Below are 23077 nucleotides of genomic sequence, written 5' to 3' on the forward strand. Positions count from 1 at the left end.
TCAGTGGGGATCAGTGGTGGACGGGTCGGTCTGGTGGGCGGTGGCGAACGGTGCCAGTGCGTCGTGCAGCGACGAGGCGAAGGCCCCGTGACTGCCGGGCCTGGTGATCACGACCAGCCCGTCGGGGGCGTGTGACGTCACGGCTGCGGCGTGGGTCGAGTCGGGCGTGAGCGTGCTCACGCCCAGGGAGTCGAGGACGGCCCGGGCGGTCTCTCCCCCGGTCGCGAACAGGACGGTGGCCCGGCCGGTCGCAGGTGCGGCGGCTGCGGCCAGGGCCGCACTGAGGCGCCGGGCCGAGCGTCGGTCGACGGAGACCGACTGGTCGAGGGCAAGCACCAGCCCGTTCGCCGCCCACGCCTCGCCGACCCGGTGAGCCGCCCCCTGCGGTGACTCGAGGAGCTGGTGGGGGTCGAGCGTCAGGACGGGGAGCCCGAGCTCGGCCAGCCGAGCCACCTGCTCCGTGATCCCCGGCGCGGCGGACCCGACGACGGCGACCACCACGTGGTCACCGGAGCTGGTGGTCGGGGGGTTGCGGACCGGGTCCGGCGGGAGCTGCCTGGCGGCTGCGGCGACGAGCGCGGCCGAGCCCACGAGCAAAGGACTCCTGAGCACGGTCGCGGCGGCCACGACCGCATCGAGGTCGGCGTCGGTCTCCGCGTCGCAGACCGCTGCCGTGCCCTGCGTCTCGGCCGCCGTCAGGGCGGCCCGGAGCAGGGCAGCGTCGCGGACGACCCCGAGCGGGACGATGACGTGGTCGAGGCCGGTCAGCACGTCACCGACCGTCGCGGGAGCCGGGCCGTCCTCCGCGCCCCAGAGGTTCGTGGCGGCCAGCGGGGTGCCCTCCACCAGCGGCACCCCGTCGACGACGGTGCGTCGCGCCGACGGCAGTGCGGTGGCGATGACGGCCGTGCCGTCGAGCATGGCGGCGAGCGCGGCCACCTCGGAGCCGAGGTTGCCGCGCAGGAGTGAGTCGACCTTCTTGACCACGCGCGTGGTGCGCGACGCGCCCACGAGCTGCGCGGCATACCGGGCCACTGCCTCGCCCGCGTCACCCGGTGACGCATGACGGGTGTCGGAGTCGAGGACGACCACCCGGGGGCCCGCGTCGCCGAGGTCGGGGACCTCGAAACGGTCAGACGCAAGAAGCACCGCGATGCGCGTTGTGCGCAGGAGGAATGTCGCCGCAGACTCGGCCGCACCTGAGAGATCATCCGCGACGACCAGTCGTTCGAGCACGGTGACCTCCTCTGGAACATCGCGCAATCTCCATATACAGCAACATCATTGATGCCGTATGCCGGTGCTTCAACCTCGTCTGCACGCATGCCTTCCGACTCGCTGGCTGAGATTTCCGACGCGAATGACGCTACAGGTATTGCGCACAACGCGCAACTGTGTCAATGTTTGGAACGCGAAACACGGCGCCCATCGTCAGGGCCGCTCAGAAACTTCAAGGAGGAAGTTCGATGACCCACAACATCCCCATGGGTGGCACGAGCGGTGCAGAGGTGGTCGCCGAGGGCGGCGTATCCCGCCGCTCGATCCTGCAGCTCGCCGCGTTCCTCGGTGCCGGCACCCTGCTCGGCCCGACCCTGGCCGCCTGCGCCGGACCGCAGACCACCGGTGGTGGCGGGTCCGCGACCGGTGGCACCGGCGGCAAGCTGAGCATCACCCTCAACCGCAACCTCGTGAGCCTGGACAACAAGCTCAACCAGTACGACGCCGCGGTGACCGTCCAGCGGGCCGTGCGCCAGGCGCTGACCCGGATCGGGCTCGACCTCAAGCCCGAGCTGGTGCTGGCGAAGTCCTTCACCCAGACCTCCCCCACCGTGTGGACCGTGGCCCTGCGCGACGACATCCACTACTCCGACAAGTCGCCGGTCACCGTCGCCGACGTCGAGACCGCGATCAAGCTCTACTTCCAGGTCAAGGCCGGCTACGTCGCCTCGCAGTTCCCCGAGCAGCCCAGCTTCACCAAGGTCGACGACAAGAGCTTCACGCTCACCACCAAGAAGCCGGTCGTCACCCTCGACTCGCTGATGTCCAACATCCTCATCACGCCGGCTGCGGCCAACAAGGCCGAAGAGCTGCGCGAGGGCATCGGCTCGGGACCGTTCACGGTGGCGGCTGCGGACTCGGGCACCGGCACGTACCGCTTGGTGCGCAACGAGAACTACTGGGGCGAGAAGGCCCTGCTCGACGAGGTCAACGTCAGCTACCAGGAGGAGGAGGGTGCGCGAGTCATCGCCCTCACCTCGGGCCAGACCGACGTCATCGACACGATCACCCCCGAGTCGGCCGAGAGCCTCAAGACGAACAAGGACATCGAGGTCCTCCAGACCAAGGGCACCCGCCTGATCCACCTCTTCTACAACTTCCGCAAGCCCGCCGGGCACCCGCTGAGCAAGCCGGCGGTGCGCGAGGCCCTGTCCCACGCGATCGACCACGACGCCCTGATCAGCTCGCTGATGGCTGGGCAGGTGACCTCCGCCGAGGGTGTCGTCCCGTCCACGCTGGCGGGCTTCGCGGCGACCGGCACCTACACCTTCGACGTCGCCAAGGCGAAGTCCATGCTGGCCGCCGAGGGAGTCTCCGGGCTCAAGCTCCGCGCCATCTGGGAGGACTCCGAGTTCGCGGGCGCTGCCCGGGTCATGGAGGCGATCGTCGGGATGCTGGCCGACGTGGGCGTCAAGCTGGAGCTCAAGCAGATCCCCAAGGGCGGCGACATCAACGCCTGGCGTCGTGGCGAGGCCGGTGACTGGGACATCCTGGGCAACGGCTACGGCAACCAGACCGGTCTGGCCATCACCAACCTCCAGGGCCAGTACGGCGGCACCGCCGAGAAGGAGAAGACCCGCGACACCTACCACGGGTTCGTCTTCCCCGAGGTGACCACGCTGCTCGACCAGGCCTCGCAGAACCCCGACGTGGCAGCCCGCGACGCGCAGCTCAAGCAAGCCCAGGAGAAGATCTGGGCGCTCTGGCCGGCGATGTGGGCCTGGACCCCGAACAACCTGCTCGCGCGCCGCAAGCGCGTCACCACGTTGGACCTGTCGCCCGGCAACTTCTACGACCTGTCCACCGTCAAGGTCTCCGGCTGACCGATGGGCCGCTACGTCCTCAAGAGGGTCGCCCAGACGATCCTGACCGCCTGGTTCACGGTGACGGTGGTGTTCGTGCTGCTGCGCCTCGCCCCCGGCGACCCCGCCGTCAGCTACGCGCCGCCGAACCCGAGCTCGGAACAGCTGGATGCGATCCGGGCCGAGTTCGGGCTCGACCAGCCACTGCTGAGCCAGTACTGGACGTTCATGGCCCACCTGCTCCAAGGCGACGTCGGGCAGTCGTTCCAGTTCCGGCAGTCAGCGATGACTGTCGTGCTGGATCGGCTGCCCTACACGATCACCCTCGCCGTGGCGGCGATCGTCATCACCGCCCTGCTGGCGATCCCGCTCGGGGTGTGGATGGCCCGACGGGCCAACACGGCCGGAGAGCTCGGGGCCAACATCGCGACCATCGCGGGTCAGTCGATGCCCGACTTCTGGATCGGGTTCGTCCTGCTCATCCTGTTCGCGGTGAACCTGCAGTGGTTCCCCTCGTCGGGCTTCACGTCGGTCACCTCGCTGGTGCTGCCCACGCTCACCATCGTCGTGCTCCAGGTGGCCCTCATCTCCCGCCTCGTCAGGCGTGAGATGTCGGCCAACCTGGGCGCGCCGTACGTGACCATCGCCCGGTCCCGCGGGGTGTCCGAGCGCCGGCTGACCTGGCGATACGCGTTCTCCAACTCGGCGATCCCCGTGGTCACCGCCCTCGGCACCCGGTTCGCGGCCATGCTCAACGGCGTGGTCATCGTGGAGGTCGTCTTCCGGTGGCCCGGTGTCGGTGAGCTCGTCGTCGACGCCCTCGAGCGTCGCGACCTGCCCGTCATCCAGGCCACCGTGCTCGTGACCGTCCTCCTGGCGCTGTTCGTGCAGCTCGCCGTCGACCTGATCTACCCGCTGCTCGATCCGCGGGTCCGACTCGGAGAGGGTGCCCGCTGATGGCCCTGGACCAGAAACCCGTCCCCACCGCGGTCACGCCCCGGCAGCTGCGCCGCTCCTCTGCGGCCCGCCAGGCCCGGCACAGCACGATCAAGATCTGGCTGGGTGCGTTCTGCGCGTCGATCGTCGTGATCCCGGTCGCGCTGGCCCGCGTCCTGCCCCTTCCCGACCCGGTCCGAGGTGTCCTGCGTGACAGCTCGCTTCCGCCGTTCTCCGAGGGGCACCTCCTCGGGACCGACCCCAACGGGCGCGACCTGTTGTCGCGGATCCTGTTCGGCGGCCAGACCAGCCTCGTCATCGGCCTCCTGGCCATCGTGATCTCCGGGCTCGTCGGGATCGTCCTCGGAGCCGTCGCCGGCTACTACGGCGGCTGGGTCGACACCATCATCTCCCGGGCCCTCGAAGCCCAGATGTCCCTACCCCTGCTCCTGATGCTGCTGCTCGTCGTGGCGCTCTTCGGTCCATCGGTGCCGGTCATCACGCTGGTCATCGCCCTGGCCCAGTGGCCCGAACCAGCGCGCCTCACCCGAGCCCTCGTGCTCGTCGAACGCGAGAAGCCCTACGTCGCCGCGGCCCAGGTGCTGGGCCTGCGCAGGCCCAGCGTCATCGGCCGCCACATCATCCCGAACATCCTCCCGCAGGTGCTCGTCGTGGTCTTCCTCCTGCTGGCCCAGGCCGTCCTGCTCGAGAGTGCCCTGAGCTTCCTCGGCGCCGGGGTGCAACGTCCGTACCCGACGTGGGGCGGGATCATCTCGGACGGCCGCGAGCTCTTCGTGACGGGCAAGTGGTGGCTCGTCACCATTCCCGGTGTGGCCATTGCCCTGCTCGTCATCGGGGTGAACCTGCTCGGCGACGGGCTGCGCGACCGCACCCGTCGGACCAAGGCCGGTGACGCGTGATGTCCGTCCTCACCGTCAACGACCTCGTGGTCGAGCTGATGACCCCCCGAGGTGTGATCCGTGCCGTCGACGGCGTGAGCTTCGACATCGCCGCCGGAGAGACCGTCACCATCATCGGCGAGTCGGGCTCCGGCAAGTCGACCACCGCCATGGCGCTGCTGCGACTGCTTCCCGACGACCTCGCGGTCATCTCCGGATCGGCCCAGATCGACGGCCAGGACGTCGTGGGCACCCGCAAGCACATCGGCACCCTGCGCGGGCGCTCCGTCGCCCTGATCCCCCAGGACCCGATGACCGCCCTCAACCCGATCGCGACGGTCGGGAAACAGATGGTCGAGGCGATCCGGCACGCCCACCCGTCGCTGTCGAAGGCGCAGGCCAACGAGCGAGCCCTCGACCTGCTCCGCCAGGTGCACCTCAGCGCACCCGAGCGGCGGGTCAAGTCCTACCCGCACGAGCTCTCCGGAGGCATGCTCCAGCGGGTGCTCATCGCGATGGCGCTGTCGACCGAGCCACGGCTCATCGTCGCCGACGAGCCGACTTCCGCCCTCGACGTCACGGTCCAGGCCGGCATCCTCGACCTGCTCCTGGAGATGCAGGAGCGCACCGGTGTCGCCATCCTCCTCATCACCCACGACCTTGGCGTCGCCCGGCTGATGAGTGACCGGATCCACGTCATGCACCGCGGGCTGTTCGTCGAGGACGGACCCGTGGAGCAGGTCGTCGACCAGCCCGCGCACGACTACACGCGAGCGCTGCTCGCCGCGATCCCCGAGCTGGGCGAGTGGGACGATCCCGAGGACCCGGGGCACCCAGAGCTGATCGACCCGGTGCCCGCCCCGGGGGCCGAGCAGGCCGACGCACCGATCGCACCCGAGCAGGCCGGCATACCCGCCACCGACGGAGGCTCCCGACCATGACCACGACCACGCCCACGGGTCAGCACGACCTGACCCCGCCCGCCACGGGCACCCCGCTGCTCGACGTCAGGGACCTCGTCGTCGAGTACCGCCGCGGCGGCGAGACCTTCCGGGCCGTCGACCAGGTGTCCTTCTCGGTCCCCCGAGGCGGGTGCCTGGCCGTCGTCGGCGAGTCCGGCTGTGGCAAGTCCACCATCGCCAAGGCCCTGGTCCGGCTGGTCAAGCCGACGGCCGGCTCGATGGTCTTCGACGGCACTGATCTCGCCACCGTGTCCGAGCGCGCCCTGCGGCCGATGCGCCACCGGATCCAGATGGTCTTCCAGGACCCCTACGGCTCGCTCGACCCGCACCTCACCGCGCAGCAGATCGTGGCCGAGCCGATGCAGGTCCGCGGCGAGCGCTCTGCGACGGTGCGCAGACAGCGGGCCGCGCAGCTGCTCGACCAGGTCGGGCTGCCCACCTCCGCCCTGCAGCGCAAGCCGCACGAGTTCTCCGGCGGCCAGCGCCAGCGGATCGGCATCGCGCGCGCCCTCGCCTCCGAGCCCGACCTGCTTGTCCTCGACGAGGCGACCAGTGCCCTCGACGTGTCGGTGCAGGCGCAGGTGCTCGACATCCTCGCCCGGCTGCGCCAGGAGACCGGGCTGACCTACCTGTTCATCTCGCACAACCTCGGGGTCGTGCGGGCCATCTCTGAGGAGGTGCTGGTGCTCCGAGCCGGGACGGTCGTCGAGCGGGGCGAGACCGAGCAGGTGCTCGCCCACCCCACCGACCCCTACACCCGCCGGCTGCGCCGCTCCGCACTCGAACCGGCGCGGATGGTCGGGCGCAAGCCGCGCGAAGTCGTGCGCGGGGTGGCCGCCGCCCGCATCGCCGAGAGCGCTGCGAGCGCATGAGCCAGAACGAGCTCCCGGGTGGTGCCGGGCCGGACACCCCGCTCCCCCGGCTGGTCCTGGGCACGATGACCTTCGGTGACACCGCTGACGCGGCCACCTCGCGGGCCATGGTCGACACGGCTCTCGACGCCGGGATCTCGTGGCTCGACACGGCCAACGGGTATGCCGGCACCCGCACCGAGACGATCCTGGGCGAGGTCCTCGCCGGTCGCCGTGACCGGGTCTCGCTGGCCACGAAGGCGGGCATCTACCCGGGTGACGCCGGGGGCGAACCGCTGTTGTCCCGCAAGGGGATTCGCTCCTCCCTCGAGGCGAGCCTGCGCCGCCTCGACACCGACCACGTCGACTTGTTCTACCTCCACCAGCCCGACCGCTCGGTCAGTGTCGAGGAGACCGCCGAAGCCCTGGCGGACATCGTCTCGGCCGGGTTGGCCAAGGCCGTCGGGGTGTCCAACTTCGCTGCCTGGCAGATCGCCGACCTCGCCGCGGCCTGTGACCGGGTGGGTGCGCCGCGACCGGTCGTCGCGCAGCAGCTCTACAACCTCGTCGCGCGACGCGTGGAGGACGAGTACGCCGAGTTCGCCACGACCCACGGGCTGGCCACGATCGTCTACAACCCGCTGGGCGGTGGCCTCCTGACCGGGCGGCACAGCTTCGACGACGCCCCGGGTGAGGGTCGCTTCGGCTCCTCCGCGCTCTCGAGCATGTACCGCGAGCGCTACTGGAACCGCAGTCTGTTCGAGGCGGTCGACGCCCTCTCCACCATCGCGGCCGACGCCGGCCTGGGGCTGCCCGAGCTGGCCCTGCGCTGGCTGCTGTCRCGCCCGCTGGTCAACGCCGTCCTCCTCGGCGGGTCCAAGCCGGACCAGCTGCGGGCCAACATCGCCGCGGCCGCACGCGGTCCCCTGTCCCCCGACGTCATCGCCGCGTGCGACGAGGTCGGCGCCACCCTGGCCGGTCCGATGCCGGCCTACAACCGATAGGAGCCTCGGTGAGTTCCGAGCAGCAGCCCACCCCGACCGCACAGGACTTCACCCGGAGGTTGAGTGGGCGCCAGCGCGCCGTCGGCTACTGGGTCGTGCTCGACGCACCCGTGGCCACCGAGCGGATCGCGCGGCTCGGCTACGACTACGTCTGCCTCGACGCGCAGCACGGGCTGCTCGGCTACAGCGGGCTCCTCGCCGGCCTGATGGCGGTCGACGCAGGTCGCACGTCGGTCGGGCTCGTCCGCGTCGGGGCCAACGACCCGTTCCACATCGGGCAGGCCCTCGATGCCGGGGCTGCAGGCGTCATCGTCCCGTTGGTCAACACCGCGGACGACGCCCGCCGCGCCGTGGCCGCCGCGACCTACCCGCCCACCGGGGTCCGGTCCTACGGCCCGATGCGGTCCGGACTGCGGGTCGGGCCCGTCCCGGCGGAGGCCGATGCCTCGGTCTCGTGCCTGGCCATGATCGAGACGCCCGAGGGCCTGGCCAACGTCGAGGAGATCTGTGCCGTCCCCGGCCTCACCGGCATCTACGTCGGGCCCTCCGACCTGTGCCTGGCCGTCGGTGGCGCATTCCCCGGCGACCCTGCCGTCGCTGACGAGTTCGAGGCGGCGCTGGTACGCATCAGCAAGGCGGCGGAGGCGGCCGGCGTGGCCGCCGGGATCCACACTCCTGCAGGGGCCGACGCCGCGCGACGGCTCGGCCAGGGCTTCACCTTCGCGACGGTCTCGTCCGACCTGGTCCACCTCGAGCGCGCGGCTGCCGAGCACCTGGCGGCGGCCGCTGGGGCGCCGTGACCGCCCCCGCCGCCCTGGACACCGACGGCATCCTGCGTCCTCGGACCGGAGCCGACGGTGTCGAGGGCGTCGAGGGCGTCGAGGGCGTCGAGGGCGTCGAGGGCGTCGAGGAGGCCTTCCTGCCCGCCCCGACGGTGCAGTCCCACGCGGCCAACCTGTCGGTGCTCGGCGACGGCAGCCTCGGCTGTGTGTGGTTCGGCGGGACGCAGGAGGGCGTGGCCGACATCGACGTGTGGTTCTCGCGCCTGGTGCCCGGGACCGACCGGTGGACCGCACCGGTCCGGCTGTCCGACGACCCGACTCGCTCCGAGCAGAACCCCGTCCTCTTCCCCGCCCCGGACGGCCAGCTCTGGCTGTTCCACACGGCACAGCATGCGGGCGACCAGGACACCTCCTTCGTGCGGGCGCGGACCTCACCGGACCACGGCGCGACGTGGGGCCCGGCCCGCACCCTGCTCGAGAGCGAACGGGGCGGGGTCTTCGTCCGCCAGCCCCCTGTCGTGCTGCCCTCGGGCGCATGGGTGCTGCCCACCTTCACCTGCGTACGCGTGCCCGGCGAGAAGTGGGTCGGCGACCGCGACACCAGCAGTGTGTGGGTCTCGACCGACGAGGGCCGCACCTGGACCGAGCGCGAGGTGCCGGACTCGACGGGCTGCGTCCACATGAGCATCGTGCCCAGGGCCGACGGTGGGTATGCCGCGTACTACCGGAGCCGGTGGGCGGACCACGTCTACCGCAGCGTGTCCGACGACGGACTCGACTGGTCCGCCCCTCAGCCCACCGGGCTGCCCAACAACAACTCGTCGATCCAGGCAGCGCCGTTGTCCGGCCACCGAACGGCGTTGGTGCTCAACGAGAGCAGCCGACTCGACGCCGTCGCGCGTCGGGTGTCCCTGTATGACGAGATCGACGACGACGGCATCAGCGACACCGCTCCAGCTGAGCCCGAGACGGTGACGCAGGAAGAGCTCGCCGCAGTCCGGGGCGCGTTCTGGGGCGCTCCCCGTGCGCCGCTGACCCTCGCCGTCTCGGATGACGACGGGGGGACCTGGCCGGTGCGGTGGGTCCTCGAGGACGGCGACGGCTACTGCCTGAGCAACAACTCCCGCGACGGCGTGAACCGCGAGCTGAGCTACCCCTCGGTCTGCCAGGACGCGACCGGCACGGTGCACGTGGCCTTCACGTACCACCGTCGCGCCATCCGCCACGTGCGAATCTCGCCGGCCGCCCTCGACGCACGGACCGCGACCGCCGAGTCGCCCTCCGCATGAGCCGGACCGCCGTCGTCACGGGCGTGAGCTCCGGGATCGGCAGGGCCATCGCCCGACGTCTCCTCGACGACGGGTGGCAGGTGGTGGGTCTGTCGCGGCGGCAGCCGAAGCCGGAGGAGCTCCCAGGGCTCGACTGGCGCGCGGTCGACCTCGCCGACACCACTGTCTCGTCCGGCGTCGTCGCAGCCGTGGCCGACCTCGGCACTGTCGATGCCCTCGTCCACGCCGCCGGTTTCCAGGAGTCGGGCCCGTTGACCGACCTCGACCCTGCTGCCGGCGACCGCATGCACGCGGTCCACGTCGGCGCCGCCGTGCGGCTCGCCTCGTCCCTCGAGGCCCGCCTGGTCGACGGCGGCCGAATCCTGCTCATCGGCAGCCGCACCGCCGAAGGCGCCTGGGGCAAGAGCCAGTACGCAGCAACCAAGGCCGCCCTCCGGGCGCTGGGCCGGTCGTGGGCGATGGAGCTGGCCCACCGGGAGATCACCGTCAACGTCCTCGAGCCCGGTCCCACGGAGACGGCGATGACCGCCGACCCTCGTCGCGCGGCGACACCGGCACGCACTCCTCCCCTGGGTCGGCTGGTCCGGGCGGAGGAGGTCGCGGCCTACGCCTCGTTCCTCCTCGAAGGCACCGGCGCGATGGTCACCGGACAGCACGTGGTGATCTGCGCCGGCGCCTCCCTCTGAGCCGCCCCGTCCCGCCCCACCCGGCGGGCCCGGCAGAGATATATGTCGCACACGCTCCGGATACTGGCCAGTAGGGCGGTCCGGTTGTGACCTGCGACTCTTCCGGGTGGAAGATGGACGCGGAGGTCGCAGGCAACCCCGCGGCCCCTCGTCAACACTGGCGCGAGAAAGGACTCACGACCGTGGCCGCACGCGAGGAAGCCGGACCGATTCTCAACGGCATCCCCAGCCAGCTCCCGGACATCGACCCCGAGGAGACCAAGGAGTGGCTCGACTCCCTCGACGGGGTCATCGAGGAGGGCGGTCGGCAGCGGGCGCGCTACGTGATGCTCAAGCTCCTGGAGCGGGCACGGGAGATGCAGGTCGGGGTGCCGTCGCTGACGGCGACCGACTACATCAACACGATCTCGCCCGAGCAGGAGCCGTGGTTCCCCGGTGACGAGGAGGTCGAGCGCCGCTACCGCGCCTACCTGCGGTGGAACGCCGCGGTCATGGTGCACCGCGCGCAGCGTCCCGGCATCGGGGTCGGTGGCCACATCTCCACCTACGCCTCGGCCGCGACCCTCTACGAGGTGGGCTTCAACCACTTCTGGCGCGGCCAGGACCACCCGGGCGGCGGCGACCAGGTCTTCTTCCAGGGCCACGCCTCCCCCGGCATGTACGCCCGGGCCTTCCTCGAGGGTCGCCTCTCCGAGGACCAGCTCGACGGCTTCCGCCAGGAGAAGAGCCACATCGTCGCGGGCCAGCCGCTCGCCCTGCCGTCCTACCCGCACCCGCGGCTGATGCCGGACTTCTGGCAGTTCCCCACGGTGTCGATGGGCATCGGCCCGATGAACGCCATCTACCAGGCGCAGTTCAACAAGTACCTCCACAACCGTGGCGTCAAGGACACCAGCCAGCAGCACGTCTGGGCCTTCCTCGGCGACGGCGAGATGGACGAGCCCGAGTCGCGCGGCCTGCTGCAGCTCGCCGCGGGTGAGGAGCTCGACAACCTGACCTTCGTCGTCAACTGCAACCTGCAGCGGCTCGACGGCCCGGTCCGGGGCAACGGCAAGATCGTCCAGGAGCTCGAGGCCTTCTTCCGCGGGGCCGGCTGGAACGTCATCAAGGTGGTCTGGGGCCGCGGCTGGGACCCGCTGCTCGCCCAGGACCGTGACGGTGCCCTGGTGCACCTCATGAACACCACGAGCGACGGCGACTACCAGACCTTCCGCGCCAACGACGGCAAGTACGTCCGCGACTTCTTCTTCGGCCGCGACCCGCGCACCCGCGAGATGGTCAAGGACTGGTCCGACGAGGACATCTGGTGGAAGCTCAAGCGCGGTGGCCACGACTACCGCAAGGTCTTCGCCGCCTACCAGGCCGCGATGAACCACACCGGCCAGCCGACGGTCATCCTCGCGAAGACGATCAAGGGCTACGGCCTCGGCAGCCACTTCGCCGGCCGCAACGCGACCCACCAGATGAAGAAGCTGACCCTCGACGACCTCAAGGGCCTGCGCGACAGCCTGAAGCTGCCGATCTCCGACGAGGTGCTCGAGCGCGACCCCTACGCCCCGCCCTACTTCCACCCCGGACCCGACGACCCGAGCATCCAGTACCTGCGCGAGCGGCGCGAGAAGCTCGGCGGACCGATCCCGGTGCGGCGGGTCCAGCACGAGCCGCTCAAGCTGCCCGACCACTCGGCCTACGACATCGTCAAGAAGGGCACCGGCAAGCAGCAGGTCGCCACGACGATGGCCTTCGTGCGACTGCTCAAGGAGCTGATGCGCGACAAGGAGTTCGGCAAGCGCGTGGTGCCGATCATCCCTGACGAGGCCCGCACGTTCGGCATGGACTCGTTCTTCCCGACGATCAAGATCTACAACCCGCACGGCCAGAAGTACACCTCGGTCGACGCCGAGCTGATGCTGGCCTACAAGGAGGCGAAGGACGGCCAGATCCTGCACCTCGGCATCAACGAGGCGGGGTCGCTGGCGGCGTTCACGGCCGCCGGCACGTCGTACGCGACGCACGGCCAGCCGATGGTCCCGATCTACGTCTTCTACTCGATGTTCGGGTTCCAGCGCACCGGCGACTCGATCTGGGCGGCCGCCGACCAGATGGCGCGCGGCTTCCTCATCGGGGCCACTGCAGGTCGCACGACCCTCACCGGTGAGGGGCTGCAGCACGCCGACGGCCACTCACCGCTGCTGGCGGCGACCAACCCCGCGGTGGTGTCGTACGACCCGGCCTTCGCGTTCGAGATCGGCCACATCATGGAGGACGGGCTGCGCCGGATGTACGGCGACGACCCCGAGAACGTCATCTACTACATGACCGTCTACAACGAGCCGATGAGCCAGCCGCAGGAGCCGGAGAACGTCGACCGCGAGGGCATCCTGCGTGGCATGCACCTCTTCGCTCCGGGCATCCCGGACGGCCTCCCGGACGATGCCCCCCGCGTGCAGCTGCTCGCCTCGGGTGTCGGTGTGCCGTGGGCGATGGAGGCCCAGGACCTCCTGCGCAACGACTGGGGCGTCGTGGCTGACGTGTGGTCGGTGACGTCGTGGAGCGAGCTGCGCCGCGACGGCATGGCCTGCGACGAGCAGCGTTTCCTCCACCCGGACGGCGAGGCCCGCACTCCCTACGTGACCGAGCGGCTGCGTCACACGCGCGGTCCGGTCATCGCGGTGTCGGACTACATGCGCCAGGTGCAGGACCAGATCCAGCCGTGGGTGCCGGGAGACTTCGCCTCGCTCGGCGCCGACGGGTTCGGGTTCTCCGACACCCGCCCGGCCGCGCGCCGCTTCTTCCACATCGACGGCCCCTCGGTCGCGGTGCGCGCCCTGCAGATGCTGGTCCAGCGTGGCGAGATCGAGGGCGGGGTGGCCCGTGAGGCGGCCTCGCGCTACCGCCTGCTGGACGTCACCGCCGGCACGTCCGGCAACGCGGGCGGCGAGAGCTGACCGCAGCCTGGCCCTGCTGATCCGACGAAACCCCTTGCACGACAAGGTATGCCGCCCGCTCACCTGAGCGGGCGGCATACCTTGTCTTGGGGTGGGGTGAGCCCGTGGGGCAGGATGAACCGGTGACCTCCCAAGCCAGCACGACCCGCCCTGTCCGCGTCGCCGTCACCGGCTCCACCGGCAAGCTCGGCCGCACGGTCGTCGCCCACCTCGTCGAGCAGGGCTACGACGTCCTCGCGCTCGACCGGGTCCGGCCGGCCAGCTCCACGACCTCGTTCGTCGCCGTCGACCTCACCGACTACGGCCAGGTGCTCGAGGCGCTGTCAGGGGGTGTCGACGAGCACTCGACGCCGGTGGACGCGGTGGTCCACCTGGCCGCGATCCCCGCGTCCGGCCTGACCACGAACGCGGCGACCTTCGCCAACAACTCGGCCGCGACCTACAACGTCTTCGCCGCCGCCCGTGCCCTGAAGGTGCGTCGGGTGGTGTGGGCGTCGAGCGAGACAGTCCTGGGCCTGCCCTTCGACACTCCCCCGCCCTATGTGCCCGTCGACGAGGAGTACGACCCGCGACCGGAGTCGACCTACTCGCTGAACAAGGCGCTCGAGGAGGCGATGGCCCGGCACTTCTGCCGCTGGGACCCCGAGCTGGTCATGGTCGGCCTGCGCTTCTCGAACGTCATGGATCCCGAGGACTACGCGGCCTTCCCGTCGTTCGACGCCGACCCCTCGCTGCGCAGGTGGAACCTGTGGGGCTACATCGACGGCCGTGACGGAGCGCAGGCGGTGCGGCTGGGCCTCGAGCGGACCGAGCCCGGGTGCGAGGTCTTCGTCATCGCCAACGCCGACACCGTCATGAGCCGCTCGAGCGCGGACCTGGTGGCCGAGGTGTTCCCGGGGGTCGAGGTGCGCAAGGAGCTCGGCGAGCACGAGACCCTGCTCGGCATCGACAAGGCCCGACGACTGCTGGGCTACCAGCCGGCCCACTCCTGGCGCGACCATGTTGGTTGAGTTCACGAGCCCAGGAACTCCTTGCGAGCCGTGACGCAGATGTCCGGCTGGTCGCAGAAGACGCCGTCGACACCGGTGCGCAGGTAGGCCACGACCTCGTCGATGGCCCGTCCGAAGTCGGCGGGGTTCGTGCCGACCCGGTAGTCGACCGGGAGGAAGGTGTTCTCGGCCCGGAACGTGTAGGGAGTGACCTTCAGCCCGGCCGCGTGTGCGTCGGCCACGAGGCCGGTGGGGCTCCCCAGCGTCCCGTCGGCGCGCCTCGGGATGACGAGGGCCTTGTCCGGGCCGATGCCGTCGACCCACCGGGACAGCGAGGTCAGGCCGGCCGGGGCCAGCAGGTCGCGGTACGTGCGCGGGTCGTCCGCGACGACGAGGTCGTACGGCGCCCCGCTGGCGCTGGCGAGGAAGACGGACTTGGCCCGGTAGCCGTGCTGCTCGCGGAGGGCGACCAGGTTGCCGAGCTCGAAGCTCTGCACCCAGAGGGGGGCCGACGAGCGGTTGAGGTGGTGCCGGGAGACGGCGTCCACCAGGGCGCGCTCGGGGTTGAGCCCCGCCGCGTGGAAGTACGTCGAGTGCTTGATCTCCGGGATGATGCCGATCTCGCGGCCGTACTCCCGGGACAACCGCTCGCGCACCCGCAGGACCTCCTCGAAGGTCGGCACCTCGTACCGGCCGTCGTACAGGGTGTTCTCCTGGCGGACGGCGGGGAGCCGCTCGACGGCGCGCAGGGTCCTCAGCTCGGCGAGGGTGAAGTCCTCGGTGAACCATCCCGTGGTGCTGACCCCGTCGAGCACCTTGGTGGTCTTGCGCGAGGCGAACTCCGGGTGGGCGGCCACGTCCGTGGTCCCGGAGATCTCCGGCTCGTGGCGGTCGACGAGCACCCCGTCACGGGTCATCACGAGGTCAGGCTCGATGTAGTCGGCCCCCATCGCGACGGCGAGCTCGTAGGCGGCGATGGTGTGCTCGGGCCGGTAGCCCGAGGCGCCCCGGTGGGCCAGGACGAGCGGGGTGGTCGTGGCACGGCGCTGGTCGGCGGCGGGCTGGGCCACTGCGGGGTGGTCGGAGACCGCGGAGGAGGTGGGCGCACCCTGGGCGGTGCTGACCGCCACGGCGGTGGAGCCCACCAGGAGGAGTCCGGTGACGGCAAGGACGGGAAGGAGTCTGGTCATGCCGGCGACGCTAGGAAGCGCCGCCCGGCGGGGGGCGACCGCTCGGTGACGCGGGGGTGAAAGGGTGCCGAACTCTGCCCAGCGACACGGGGTGGGTTGTCGGCGGCATACAAATAGACTCGGGGTATGCCGCCCGCTCGCGTGACCACCTCGGCCGCCACCCTGCAGCGCGTCGAGCGGTCTGCCGGTGAGCTCTCGTCCGCGGCGACGCGGCGGATGGAGTCGGCGCACGACTGGTACCGAGTGCTGTCGGCCGAGGACCGTTCGTGGGTCGGGCTCGTGGCCCAGGCCGGCATCGCGGCCTTCATCGCCTGGCTGCGCCAAGGGGGCGACCAGACCCCGGTCACGGCCGACGTCTTCGGCACCGCGCCGCGCGAGCTGACCCGGTCGATCACGCTGCGCCAGACCCTCGACCTGGTGCGCTCGGTCGTCGACGTCGTGGAGCAGGACGCCACCGCCCTCGCCGAGCCCGGGGAGGAGCAGGCCCTGCGCGAGTCGGTCCTGCGCTACTCCCGTGAGATCGCCTTCGCTGCTGCCGAGGTCTACGCGCATGCCGCGGAGGCCCGCGGCGCGTGGGACGCGCGCCTCGAGGGACTGGTCGTCGACGCCGTGCTGCGCGGTGAGGCCGACGACTCCATGCAGTCCCGGGCCGCCGCCCTCGGGTGGGGCTCCACGACACGGGTCGCGGTGATCGCGGGCAGCACCCCACCGGGCGGGTCGGAGGGGGTCGTCGACGGCCTGCGGCGTGCGGCCGAGCGGGTAGGGGTGGACACCCTGGCCGCGGTGCAGGGGCGCCGGCTGGTCGTCATCTTCGGCAACGTCGACGACCCGATGGCGGCCGCCCGGGCGGTCGCAGACCACTTCGGCGACGGCCCCCTCGTGGTCGGGCCGACCGTGCCCCACCTGTTCGCTGCCGGGCGCTCGGCACGGGCGGCACTGGCCGGCCAGTCGTGCGCGCACGCCTGGCCCGGAGCACCGCGGCCGGTCACCGCCGACGACCTCCTGGCCGAGCGGGTCCTGGTCGGCGACGCGCCGGCCCGTGCCCTCATGCTCGACCGCATCTGGCATCCCCTCTCGTCCAGCAGCGGCGCCCTCCTGGAGACGGCCTCGGCCTATCTCGAGTCCGGCGGCGGCCTCGAGGGCACCGCCCGTGTCCTGTTCGTGCACCCGAACACGGTGCGCTACCGCCTGGGCAAGATCGCCGAGCTCACCGGCTACCAGCTGACCGACCCGCACGACGCCCACACCGTGCGCATCGCCCTCGCCCTGGGACGGCTCAGCCGCCCGGTCACCCAGCGGACCGTCCCCCAGCGGTGACCGGCCCGCAGCCCGCTGAGACCCTGCTCACACCGCACCGCGTCGAAGGCGCACTTCCCTGCTGCTTTTGTAGACATCCTCCAAAAGACCTTGTCGATGTTCGTGCCAAACGGTCACGCGGGCGGCCCGGTCCGACCGCAAGGGTGGAGGCGTGCTAGCAATCGTCTGCCCCGGACAGGGCTCCCAGACCCCCGGCTTCCTCGCGCCCTGGCTCGAGCTGCCGGGCTTCCGTGCGCGGCTCGAGTCGCTCTCCGACGTGGCCGGCCTCGACCTGGTCGCGCACGGCACGACGTCGGACGCCGAGACGATCAAGGACACCGCCGTCGCCCAGCCGCTGATCGTGGCGGCCGGCCTGGCCGCCGCCGCGGTGGTCCTGCCCGGTGGAGCTGGAGGCACGGTCGGCGTCACCGCCGGGCACTCGGTCGGCGAGATCACCGCCGCCGCCTTCGCAGGGGTGCTGTCCGACCACGACGCGATGGTCTTCGTCCGTGAGCGCGGCGCGGGGATGGCCGCTGCCAGCGCGATCACCCCGACGGGCATGAGCGCGGTCCTGGGTGGCGACCCCGCCGAGGTGGCCGAGGCGCTGGCCCGGTACGGGCTCACCGCCGCGAACGCCAACGGCGCGGGCCAGACCGTCGCCGCCGGCACGCTCGAGCAGCTCGCGGCGTTCGCCGCCGACCCGCCGGCCAAGACCAGGGTCATCCCGCTCCAGGTCGCCGGCGCGTTCCACACCACCCACATGTCCCCCGCCGTCGAGGCCCTCGAGCGGCTGTCCGCGGACTTCGACGTCAGCGACCCGGGCGTCACGCTGCTGTCCAACGCCGACGGCCAGCCCGTCGCCGACGGCGCCGACGCCCTGGCGCGCCTGGTCGCGCAGGTGAGCAGCCCGGTCCGCTGGGACCTGTGCATGCAGAGCATGGTCGACCTCGGTGTCACCGCGCTGGTCGAGCTGGCCCCGGCCGGCACCCTCGTCGGGCTCGCCAAGCGGGCGATGCCCGGAGTTGCCACACTGGCAGTCAAGACGCCCGACGACCTCGAGGCGGCGCAGCAGCTGGTTCGCGACCACGGCGGAGACCCCGCCGACGCAGGATCCCTCCCGACCGACGCGCAAGAGGCCTGACATGAGCACACCAGCCCCCAAGGGCACCGGCTCCATCACCCCGTCCGACGGGGCGACCTACGCCCGCATCATGGGCGTCGGTGGCTACCGACCCGAGCGCGTGGTGATGAACTCTGAGATCATCGAGGCGATCGACTCCTCCGACGAGTGGATCCAGGAGCGTTCGGGCATCAAGAGCCGTCGCTTCGCAGCCAAGGACGAGTCCGTCGTCGACATGTCCGTCGAGGCCACCCGTGAGGCCCTGACCGCCTCGGGCCTCGAGGCCTCCGACGTCGACGCCGTGGTGGTGGCCACGGTCACGCACCCCTACCAGACGCCTGCTGCCGCACCGATCCTCGCCGACCGGCTGGGCATCCGTGGCGCGGCCTTCGATATCTCCGCCGCCTGTGCCGGCTACTGCCACGCGATCAGCCTGGCCAGCGACATGGTGCGCGGCGGCAGCGCCCGCCACGTGCTCGTGGTCGGCGTCGAGAAGCTGTCCGACTTCACCGACCCGACCGACAGAGGCTCGGCGTTCATCTTCGGCGACGGCGCGGGCGCCGCGCTCGTCGGCCCGTCCGACACCCCGGCCATCGGCCCCACCGTCTGGGGCTCCGACGGCTCGCAGTGGAAGACCATCTCGCAGCGCGACTCGTGGATCGAGGTGCGGGACGGTGACCTCGGCTGGCCGGCGATCGGCATGGCCGGTCAGTCCGTCTTCCGCTGGGCGGTCTGGGGCATGGCCCCGGTGGCCCAGAAGGCGCTCGACGCCGCCGGCGTGCGCGCCGAGGACCTCGACGCGTTCATCCCGCACCAGGCGAACATGCGGATCATCGACGCCATGATCAAGCAGCTCAAGCTGCCCTCCGACATCGCGGTCGCCCGCGACATCGCCGAGACCGCGAACACCTCTGCGGCCTCGATCCCCCTCGCGACCGAGCGGATGCTGCGCGAGGGTGAGGTGCCGCACGGTGGGCTGGCCCTGCAGATCGGGTTCGGCGCAGGCCTGGTCTACGCGGCCCAGGTCGTCGTCCTCCCCTGAAGACTCCCGTCGGCCCGCGGGTGAACCGGGCCACCGCAGTGACCACACCACGTGACGACCCACTGTCACACCAACAGAAGGAGCTGAGCCGGATGGCGCAGAGCGAGCAGGAGATCCTCGAGGGTCTGGCCGAGATCGTCAACGAGGAGACCGGTCTGGACACCGAGTCGGTGCAGTCCGAGAAGTCCTTCACCGACGACCTCGACATCGACTCGCTGTCGATGATGACCATCGTCGTCAACGCCGAGGAGAAGTTCGGCGTGCGGATCCCCGACGACGAGGTCAAGAACCTCAAGACCGTCGGCGACGCCGTGACCTTCATCGCCAAGAACCAGGGCTGAGCCCAGCAGTACCCCTGCGCGGGTGGCGGCCACGCGGCATACCACTGCCGTTCAGTGACACCGTCGCACCAGCCGCCACCCCGCACCGGCGACCAGCCGCACCGCACGACCCGACGAAGGAGCAGACCCAGCCATGACCGCCGAACGACGCGTCGTCGTCACAGGCCTCGGAGCCACCACCCCTGTGGGCGGCACCGTCCCCGAGACGTGGGACGCCATCCTGGCCGGACGGTCGGGCGCCAAGACGATGGACTTCGACTGGGTGGAGAAGTACGAGCTCCCGGTCAAGTTCGCCGCCACGATCCACACCCAGCCGACCGACGTGCTGACCAAGGTGGAGGTGCGCCGGCTCGACCCGAGCGCGCAGTACGCCTTGATCGCCGCGCGCGAGGCCTGGGCCGACGCCGGGGCCCCCGAGGTCGAGCCGGAGCGCCTGGCTGCCTGCATCGGCACCGGGATCGGCGGCGTCTGGACGCTGCTCGACCAGTGGGACAACCTGCGCGAGAAGGGCCCGCGTCGGGTCTTCCCGCTCGCCGTCCCCATGCTCATGCCCAACGCCTCCTCCGCCGCCGTGTCGCTGGAGATCGGCGCCCGCGCCGGCGCCCACACCCCGGTCTCCGCCTGCGCCTCCGGGCTCGAGGCGATGGGCTACGCCTACGAGATGATCCGCAACGGCCGAGCCGACATCGCGGTCGCGGGCGGCACGGAGGGTGCCGTGCACGCGCTGCCGATCGCCGGCTTCGCCGCCATGCAGGCGCTCTCGACGCGCAACGACGACCCCGAGCGCGCCTCGCGCCCCTACGACACCGGCCGCGACGGGTTCGTCCTCGGTGAGGGCGCCGCGGTGATCGTGCTCGAGGAGTACGAAGCAGCCAAGGCGCGTGGCGCCACCATCTACGCCGAGATCGGTGGCGTGGGCATGTCCTCTGACTCCCACCACATCGCGGCGCCAGAGCCTGAGGGCGCGGGCGCGTCCCGGGCGATGGTCGAGGCGGTCCAGCGAGCTGGCCTGACGCCCAAGGACATCGTGCACGTGAACGCCCACGCGACCTCGACCCCCGTCGGCGACGTGGCCGAGTCGAACGCCATCCGGCGCGCCTTCGGCGACGACACCGACGGTATGCCGGTCAGCGCCACGAAGTCGATGACCGGTCACCTCCTCGGGGCCGCCGGGGCGCTGGAGGGCGTCCTCACGATCCTGGCGCTGCACCACCGGATCGCCCCCGCCACGATCAACCTCGACGACTTCGATCCCGCGATCAAGCTCGACGTGGTGCACGGCGAAGCCCGCAAGCTGCCCGCTGGCGACATCGCCGCCCTGAACAACTCGTTCGGATTCGGTGGTCACAACGTGGCGGTGGTCTTCACCTCGGTGTGACCTCAGCCGTTCGGCCAACACCTGGAGCGCCCACCCCGAACCTCGGGGTGGGCGCTCTATCGTGTCCCGACGGTCGCTGCAGGGGCGCCCCGGGGAGGTCACAGATGGTGGGGAAGTCGGGGGGAACCCTCGGGGGTCGCGAGCGCATCGTGATCGTCGACGAGCACCTGGCGGGGCGACTGAAGCGAGCGGGCCGCCGGCACGTCCTGCGACGTTCGCAGACCTGGACCACGTCCGTGCTGACTGCAGCCGTGCTCCTGCTCTGCGTCTCGGTCCCGGACCTGCTGGAAGGACAGTCCGGTGCCCTGTCGTCGACGCTCTTGGCAGCACCCGGGGTCTACCTGGTGGTGACAGCCATGACGCTCGGCTTCACCGTCTTCAGCCTCGGCAAGCACTTCGACCGGGAGTTCGTGCCTGGGCGGATCATCGGTCTCACGGTCGGGAGCCAGACGATCCGCTTCCGCGACCATGACTCGTGCACGGAGCTGGCCTACTCGTGCGTGAGGGGCGTCATCATGCTCCGGGACGTCGTGGTGGTGGACTTCGGCGCACGCTTCTGGGCACTGCCGATCGAGCTCTTCGACGGCGTGGCGCTCGAGGTGCTGCGCGCTCGCGCCGGCCGCCAGGCCCTGGGCAACGAGCTCTGGCCCGAGCTGCAGGCGTAGCGGCGGCAGGCGCCTGACGTCAGGTGGCGGTCAGCGGGCGGTGGTCAGCGCGGCGGCGGCGGAAGCGTGATGCTGATCACCGGGCCGCCGGTCGGCCTCGTGGTCGGCGAGCCGGTGCCTTGGTGGGTCGTGGTGCCGGTCGAGGTGCCGGTCGAGGTGGTTGCCGCGGGGGTCGAGGCGGAGGTCGACGTGGAGCTCGAGGAGCCGCCGCCGGTCGCCGACGGGGTCGTGGAGGCCGACGTCGAGACCGGTGCGGGCGTCCTCGGTGAGCTCGACCGGGAGGTGGTGGTCGTCGACCGCGCATCCTCTGCGGCACTGGTGGTCGTTGCGTCGGTCTGCTGAGCGCTCAGCGATGCGCCGGGGGCGGCCGGGTCCTCGGCACTGTCGGCCGGCGCCTTGCCGGGCAGCACGAACGCGAACGACACCATCGCCGTCAGCCCGCCGATCCACAGGAGCACCAGGCTCGGCAGGGGCTTCCACGAGGCCTCCCGCCCGACGGCCTCCCGGTGGGCGAGGAACTCGCGGGCGTAGGCCACCAAGGTCGCGACGGCGGCCGCCGAGAACAGCCAGAGCACCCAGGTCGCGATGGTGGCGCCACGAGGCAGGTCGGCGGCGAGGATCAGCCAGGCGTACCAGAGCAGCGTCCCCACACAGGCTGCGGCCAGCACCCCCAGGATGAGCTTGGGGCGGGTCACACGTTCCTCCAGAGTCGATCGGACAGCCCGAAAGGCTACCGAAGACCCCGCCGAACCCCCCAATGGTGCAGGTCACGCGGCTGCTCGAGAGCGCTCAGCCCACCTTGTGGAGCCAGCGCACGGGGGCTCCGTCGCCGGCATACCGGAACGGCTCGAGCTCGGCGTCCCAGTCGGTGCCGAGCAGCTCGTCGAGCATCTCGGCCATCGCCTCCGGCGACCCCTGCGAGAGCCGCAACACGTCCCGCAGCCGGTCCTCGTTGATCACCGCGTCACCGGCCGCCGACGTCCAGGTGTGGTGGATCCCGAGGGCGGGCGTGTGCGACCAGCGCGAGCCGTCGGCGCCGGCGCTCGGCTCCTCGGTCACCTCGTAGCGCAGGTTGTCCCACCCGCGCAGCGTCGAGGCGAGCTTGGCGCCGGTGCCCTGCACTCCTGCCCACGGGAACTCCGCGCGGACGAGTGCGGCACCGGCCGGCTGTGGGGTCCAGTCGATGGCCACCCGGCCGTCGAGGGCGGACTCGAGGGCCCAGGTGATGTGGGGGCACAGCGCTTTGGGGGTGGAGTGAATGAAAACCACCCCGCGGGTCATGACACGCGGCATCGCGACAGACATTCCGGGCCTCCTTGGTGTGCGAGGGACGTCTTCCCCACGAACCTCGTCACCTGCTGGCTCGGCGTGTTGCCGCGTTGTTCAGTTGGCTGTGCGGGTCCCATTGTGCACCACGAACCACATCCGCACCAGCACCACCACGAACCCCGTTCTCACCAGTACGGACCTGCCCTCTCCGCGGCATTCGGCGACGATAGGCTCACCGCGCCCAGCCGGTGCAAGCCGAGCTGGTGCCGGGGCAGTAGCTCAGTCGGTCAGAGCAGCGGACTCATAATCCGTCGGTCGTCGGTTCAAGCCCGACCTGCCCCACCAGTGCC

General features: G+C 71.1%; 21 protein-coding genes and 1 tRNA gene. 18 read left to right on the plus strand and 4 right to left on the minus strand.

Annotation, left to right across the window (positions count from 1 at the left end):
• Positions 1 to 1236, minus strand: coding sequence for a four-carbon acid sugar kinase family protein (locus ACXJKD_RS19585; protein ID WP_457256623.1), 1236 nt, complete (start codon positions 1234 to 1236; stop codon positions 1 to 3).
• A 230-nt stretch (positions 1237 to 1466) separates the two neighbouring features.
• On the opposite strand from ACXJKD_RS19585, the gene ACXJKD_RS19590 reads away from it, so the two are divergent.
• The 11 genes from ACXJKD_RS19590 to ACXJKD_RS19640 all read left to right on the plus strand — a co-directional run bounded on the left by ACXJKD_RS19590 (position 1467) and on the right by ACXJKD_RS19640 (position 14447).
• The gene (locus tag ACXJKD_RS19590; protein WP_457256624.1) at positions 1467 to 3101 is read left to right on the plus strand and encodes an ABC transporter substrate-binding protein; all 1635 of its coding nucleotides are present in this window, start codon (positions 1467 to 1469) and stop codon (positions 3099 to 3101) included.
• A gap of 3 nt (positions 3102 to 3104) precedes the next feature.
• The gene (locus tag ACXJKD_RS19595) at positions 3105 to 4037 is read left to right on the plus strand and encodes an ABC transporter permease (protein WP_457256626.1); all 933 of its coding nucleotides are present in this window, start codon (positions 3105 to 3107) and stop codon (positions 4035 to 4037) included.
• The gene (locus ACXJKD_RS19600) at positions 4037 to 4936 is read left to right on the plus strand and encodes an ABC transporter permease (RefSeq protein WP_457256628.1); all 900 of its coding nucleotides are present in this window, start codon (positions 4037 to 4039) and stop codon (positions 4934 to 4936) included. The genes ACXJKD_RS19595 and ACXJKD_RS19600 overlap by 1 nt, the downstream gene beginning before the upstream one ends.
• Entirely contained in the window at positions 4936 to 5856 is a 921-nt protein-coding gene (locus ACXJKD_RS19605; protein WP_457256629.1) for an ABC transporter ATP-binding protein, read from the plus strand. Before ACXJKD_RS19600 ends, ACXJKD_RS19605 begins: the two co-directional genes overlap by 1 nt.
• Positions 5853 to 6749 (plus strand): ATP-binding cassette domain-containing protein, encoded by an 897-nt coding sequence (locus tag ACXJKD_RS19610; RefSeq protein WP_457256631.1) that lies wholly within the window; start codon positions 5853 to 5855, stop codon positions 6747 to 6749. Before ACXJKD_RS19605 ends, ACXJKD_RS19610 begins: the two co-directional genes overlap by 4 nt.
• Positions 6746 to 7732 carry an aldo/keto reductase gene (locus ACXJKD_RS19615; protein ID WP_457256632.1) on the plus strand — a complete coding sequence of 329 codons (987 nt, stop codon included), beginning with the start codon at positions 6746 to 6748 and terminating at the stop codon, positions 7730 to 7732. Before ACXJKD_RS19610 ends, ACXJKD_RS19615 begins: the two co-directional genes overlap by 4 nt.
• A gap of 8 nt (positions 7733 to 7740) precedes the next feature.
• Positions 7741 to 8532, plus strand: a complete 792-nt coding sequence (locus ACXJKD_RS19620; protein ID WP_457256633.1) for an HpcH/HpaI aldolase family protein — start codon at positions 7741 to 7743, stop codon at positions 8530 to 8532.
• Positions 8529 to 9803 (plus strand): sialidase family protein, encoded by a 1275-nt coding sequence (locus ACXJKD_RS19625; protein ID WP_457256635.1) that lies wholly within the window; start codon positions 8529 to 8531, stop codon positions 9801 to 9803. The genes ACXJKD_RS19620 and ACXJKD_RS19625 overlap by 4 nt, the downstream gene beginning before the upstream one ends.
• Positions 9800 to 10489, plus strand: a complete 690-nt coding sequence (locus ACXJKD_RS19630) for an SDR family NAD(P)-dependent oxidoreductase (protein ID WP_457256637.1) — start codon at positions 9800 to 9802, stop codon at positions 10487 to 10489. The genes ACXJKD_RS19625 and ACXJKD_RS19630 overlap by 4 nt, the downstream gene beginning before the upstream one ends.
• A 182-nt stretch (positions 10490 to 10671) precedes the next feature.
• Entirely contained in the window at positions 10672 to 13437 is a 2766-nt protein-coding gene (aceE, locus tag ACXJKD_RS19635; protein ID WP_457256639.1) for a pyruvate dehydrogenase (acetyl-transferring), homodimeric type, read from the plus strand.
• A 122-nt stretch (positions 13438 to 13559) separates the two neighbouring features.
• Positions 13560 to 14447: an NAD-dependent epimerase/dehydratase family protein gene (locus tag ACXJKD_RS19640; RefSeq protein ID WP_457256642.1), complete on the plus strand. Its 888-nt coding sequence runs from the start codon at positions 13560 to 13562 to the stop codon at positions 14445 to 14447.
• A 2-nt stretch (positions 14448 to 14449) separates the two neighbouring features.
• Here ACXJKD_RS19640 and ACXJKD_RS19645 read toward each other — a convergent pair whose 3' ends face one another.
• The gene (locus tag ACXJKD_RS19645; protein ID WP_457256644.1) at positions 14450 to 15616 is read right to left on the minus strand and encodes a glycerophosphodiester phosphodiesterase; all 1167 of its coding nucleotides are present in this window, start codon (positions 15614 to 15616) and stop codon (positions 14450 to 14452) included.
• A gap of 126 nt (positions 15617 to 15742) precedes the next feature.
• Between ACXJKD_RS19645 and ACXJKD_RS19650 the strand changes: the two genes are divergently transcribed.
• The 6 genes from ACXJKD_RS19650 (at position 15743) to ACXJKD_RS19675 (ending at position 21458) form a co-directional block, all read left to right on the plus strand.
• Positions 15743 to 16933: a PucR family transcriptional regulator gene (locus tag ACXJKD_RS19650; protein ID WP_457256646.1), complete on the plus strand. Its 1191-nt coding sequence runs from the start codon at positions 15743 to 15745 to the stop codon at positions 16931 to 16933.
• Between the two features lie 151 nt (positions 16934 to 17084).
• Positions 17085 to 18053, plus strand: a complete 969-nt coding sequence (locus ACXJKD_RS19655) for an ACP S-malonyltransferase (RefSeq protein WP_457256648.1) — start codon at positions 17085 to 17087, stop codon at positions 18051 to 18053.
• Between the two features lies 1 nt (position 18054).
• Entirely contained in the window at positions 18055 to 19074 is a 1020-nt protein-coding gene (locus ACXJKD_RS19660) for a beta-ketoacyl-ACP synthase III (protein WP_457256649.1), read from the plus strand.
• A 92-nt stretch (positions 19075 to 19166) separates the two neighbouring features.
• On the plus strand, positions 19167 to 19415 hold the full coding sequence (locus tag ACXJKD_RS19665) for an acyl carrier protein (RefSeq protein ID WP_457256651.1): 249 nt from the start codon (positions 19167 to 19169) through the stop codon (positions 19413 to 19415).
• Positions 19416 to 19548: 133 nt separating this feature from the next.
• Positions 19549 to 20793 carry a beta-ketoacyl-ACP synthase II gene (fabF, locus tag ACXJKD_RS19670; protein WP_457256653.1) on the plus strand — a complete coding sequence of 415 codons (1245 nt, stop codon included), beginning with the start codon at positions 19549 to 19551 and terminating at the stop codon, positions 20791 to 20793.
• 104 nt (positions 20794 to 20897) lie between these two features.
• The gene (locus tag ACXJKD_RS19675) at positions 20898 to 21458 is read left to right on the plus strand and encodes a hypothetical protein (RefSeq protein WP_457256655.1); all 561 of its coding nucleotides are present in this window, start codon (positions 20898 to 20900) and stop codon (positions 21456 to 21458) included.
• A 44-nt stretch (positions 21459 to 21502) separates the two neighbouring features.
• Here ACXJKD_RS19675 and ACXJKD_RS19680 read toward each other — a convergent pair whose 3' ends face one another.
• On the minus strand, positions 21503 to 22153 hold the full coding sequence (locus ACXJKD_RS19680) for a hypothetical protein (RefSeq protein WP_457256656.1): 651 nt from the start codon (positions 22151 to 22153) through the stop codon (positions 21503 to 21505).
• Between the two features lie 94 nt (positions 22154 to 22247).
• A complete protein-coding gene (locus ACXJKD_RS19685) occupies positions 22248 to 22763 on the minus strand; it encodes a DUF3145 domain-containing protein (protein WP_457256658.1) in 516 nt (171 codons plus the stop codon).
• 232 nt (positions 22764 to 22995) lie between these two features.
• On the opposite strand from ACXJKD_RS19685, the gene ACXJKD_RS19690 reads away from it, so the two are divergent.
• Positions 22996 to 23072 (plus strand) — tRNA-Ile (locus tag ACXJKD_RS19690).
• The last annotated feature ends 5 nt before the right edge of the window (positions 23073 to 23077 follow it).

This window comes from Pedococcus sp. P5_B7, assembly GCF_054049895.1.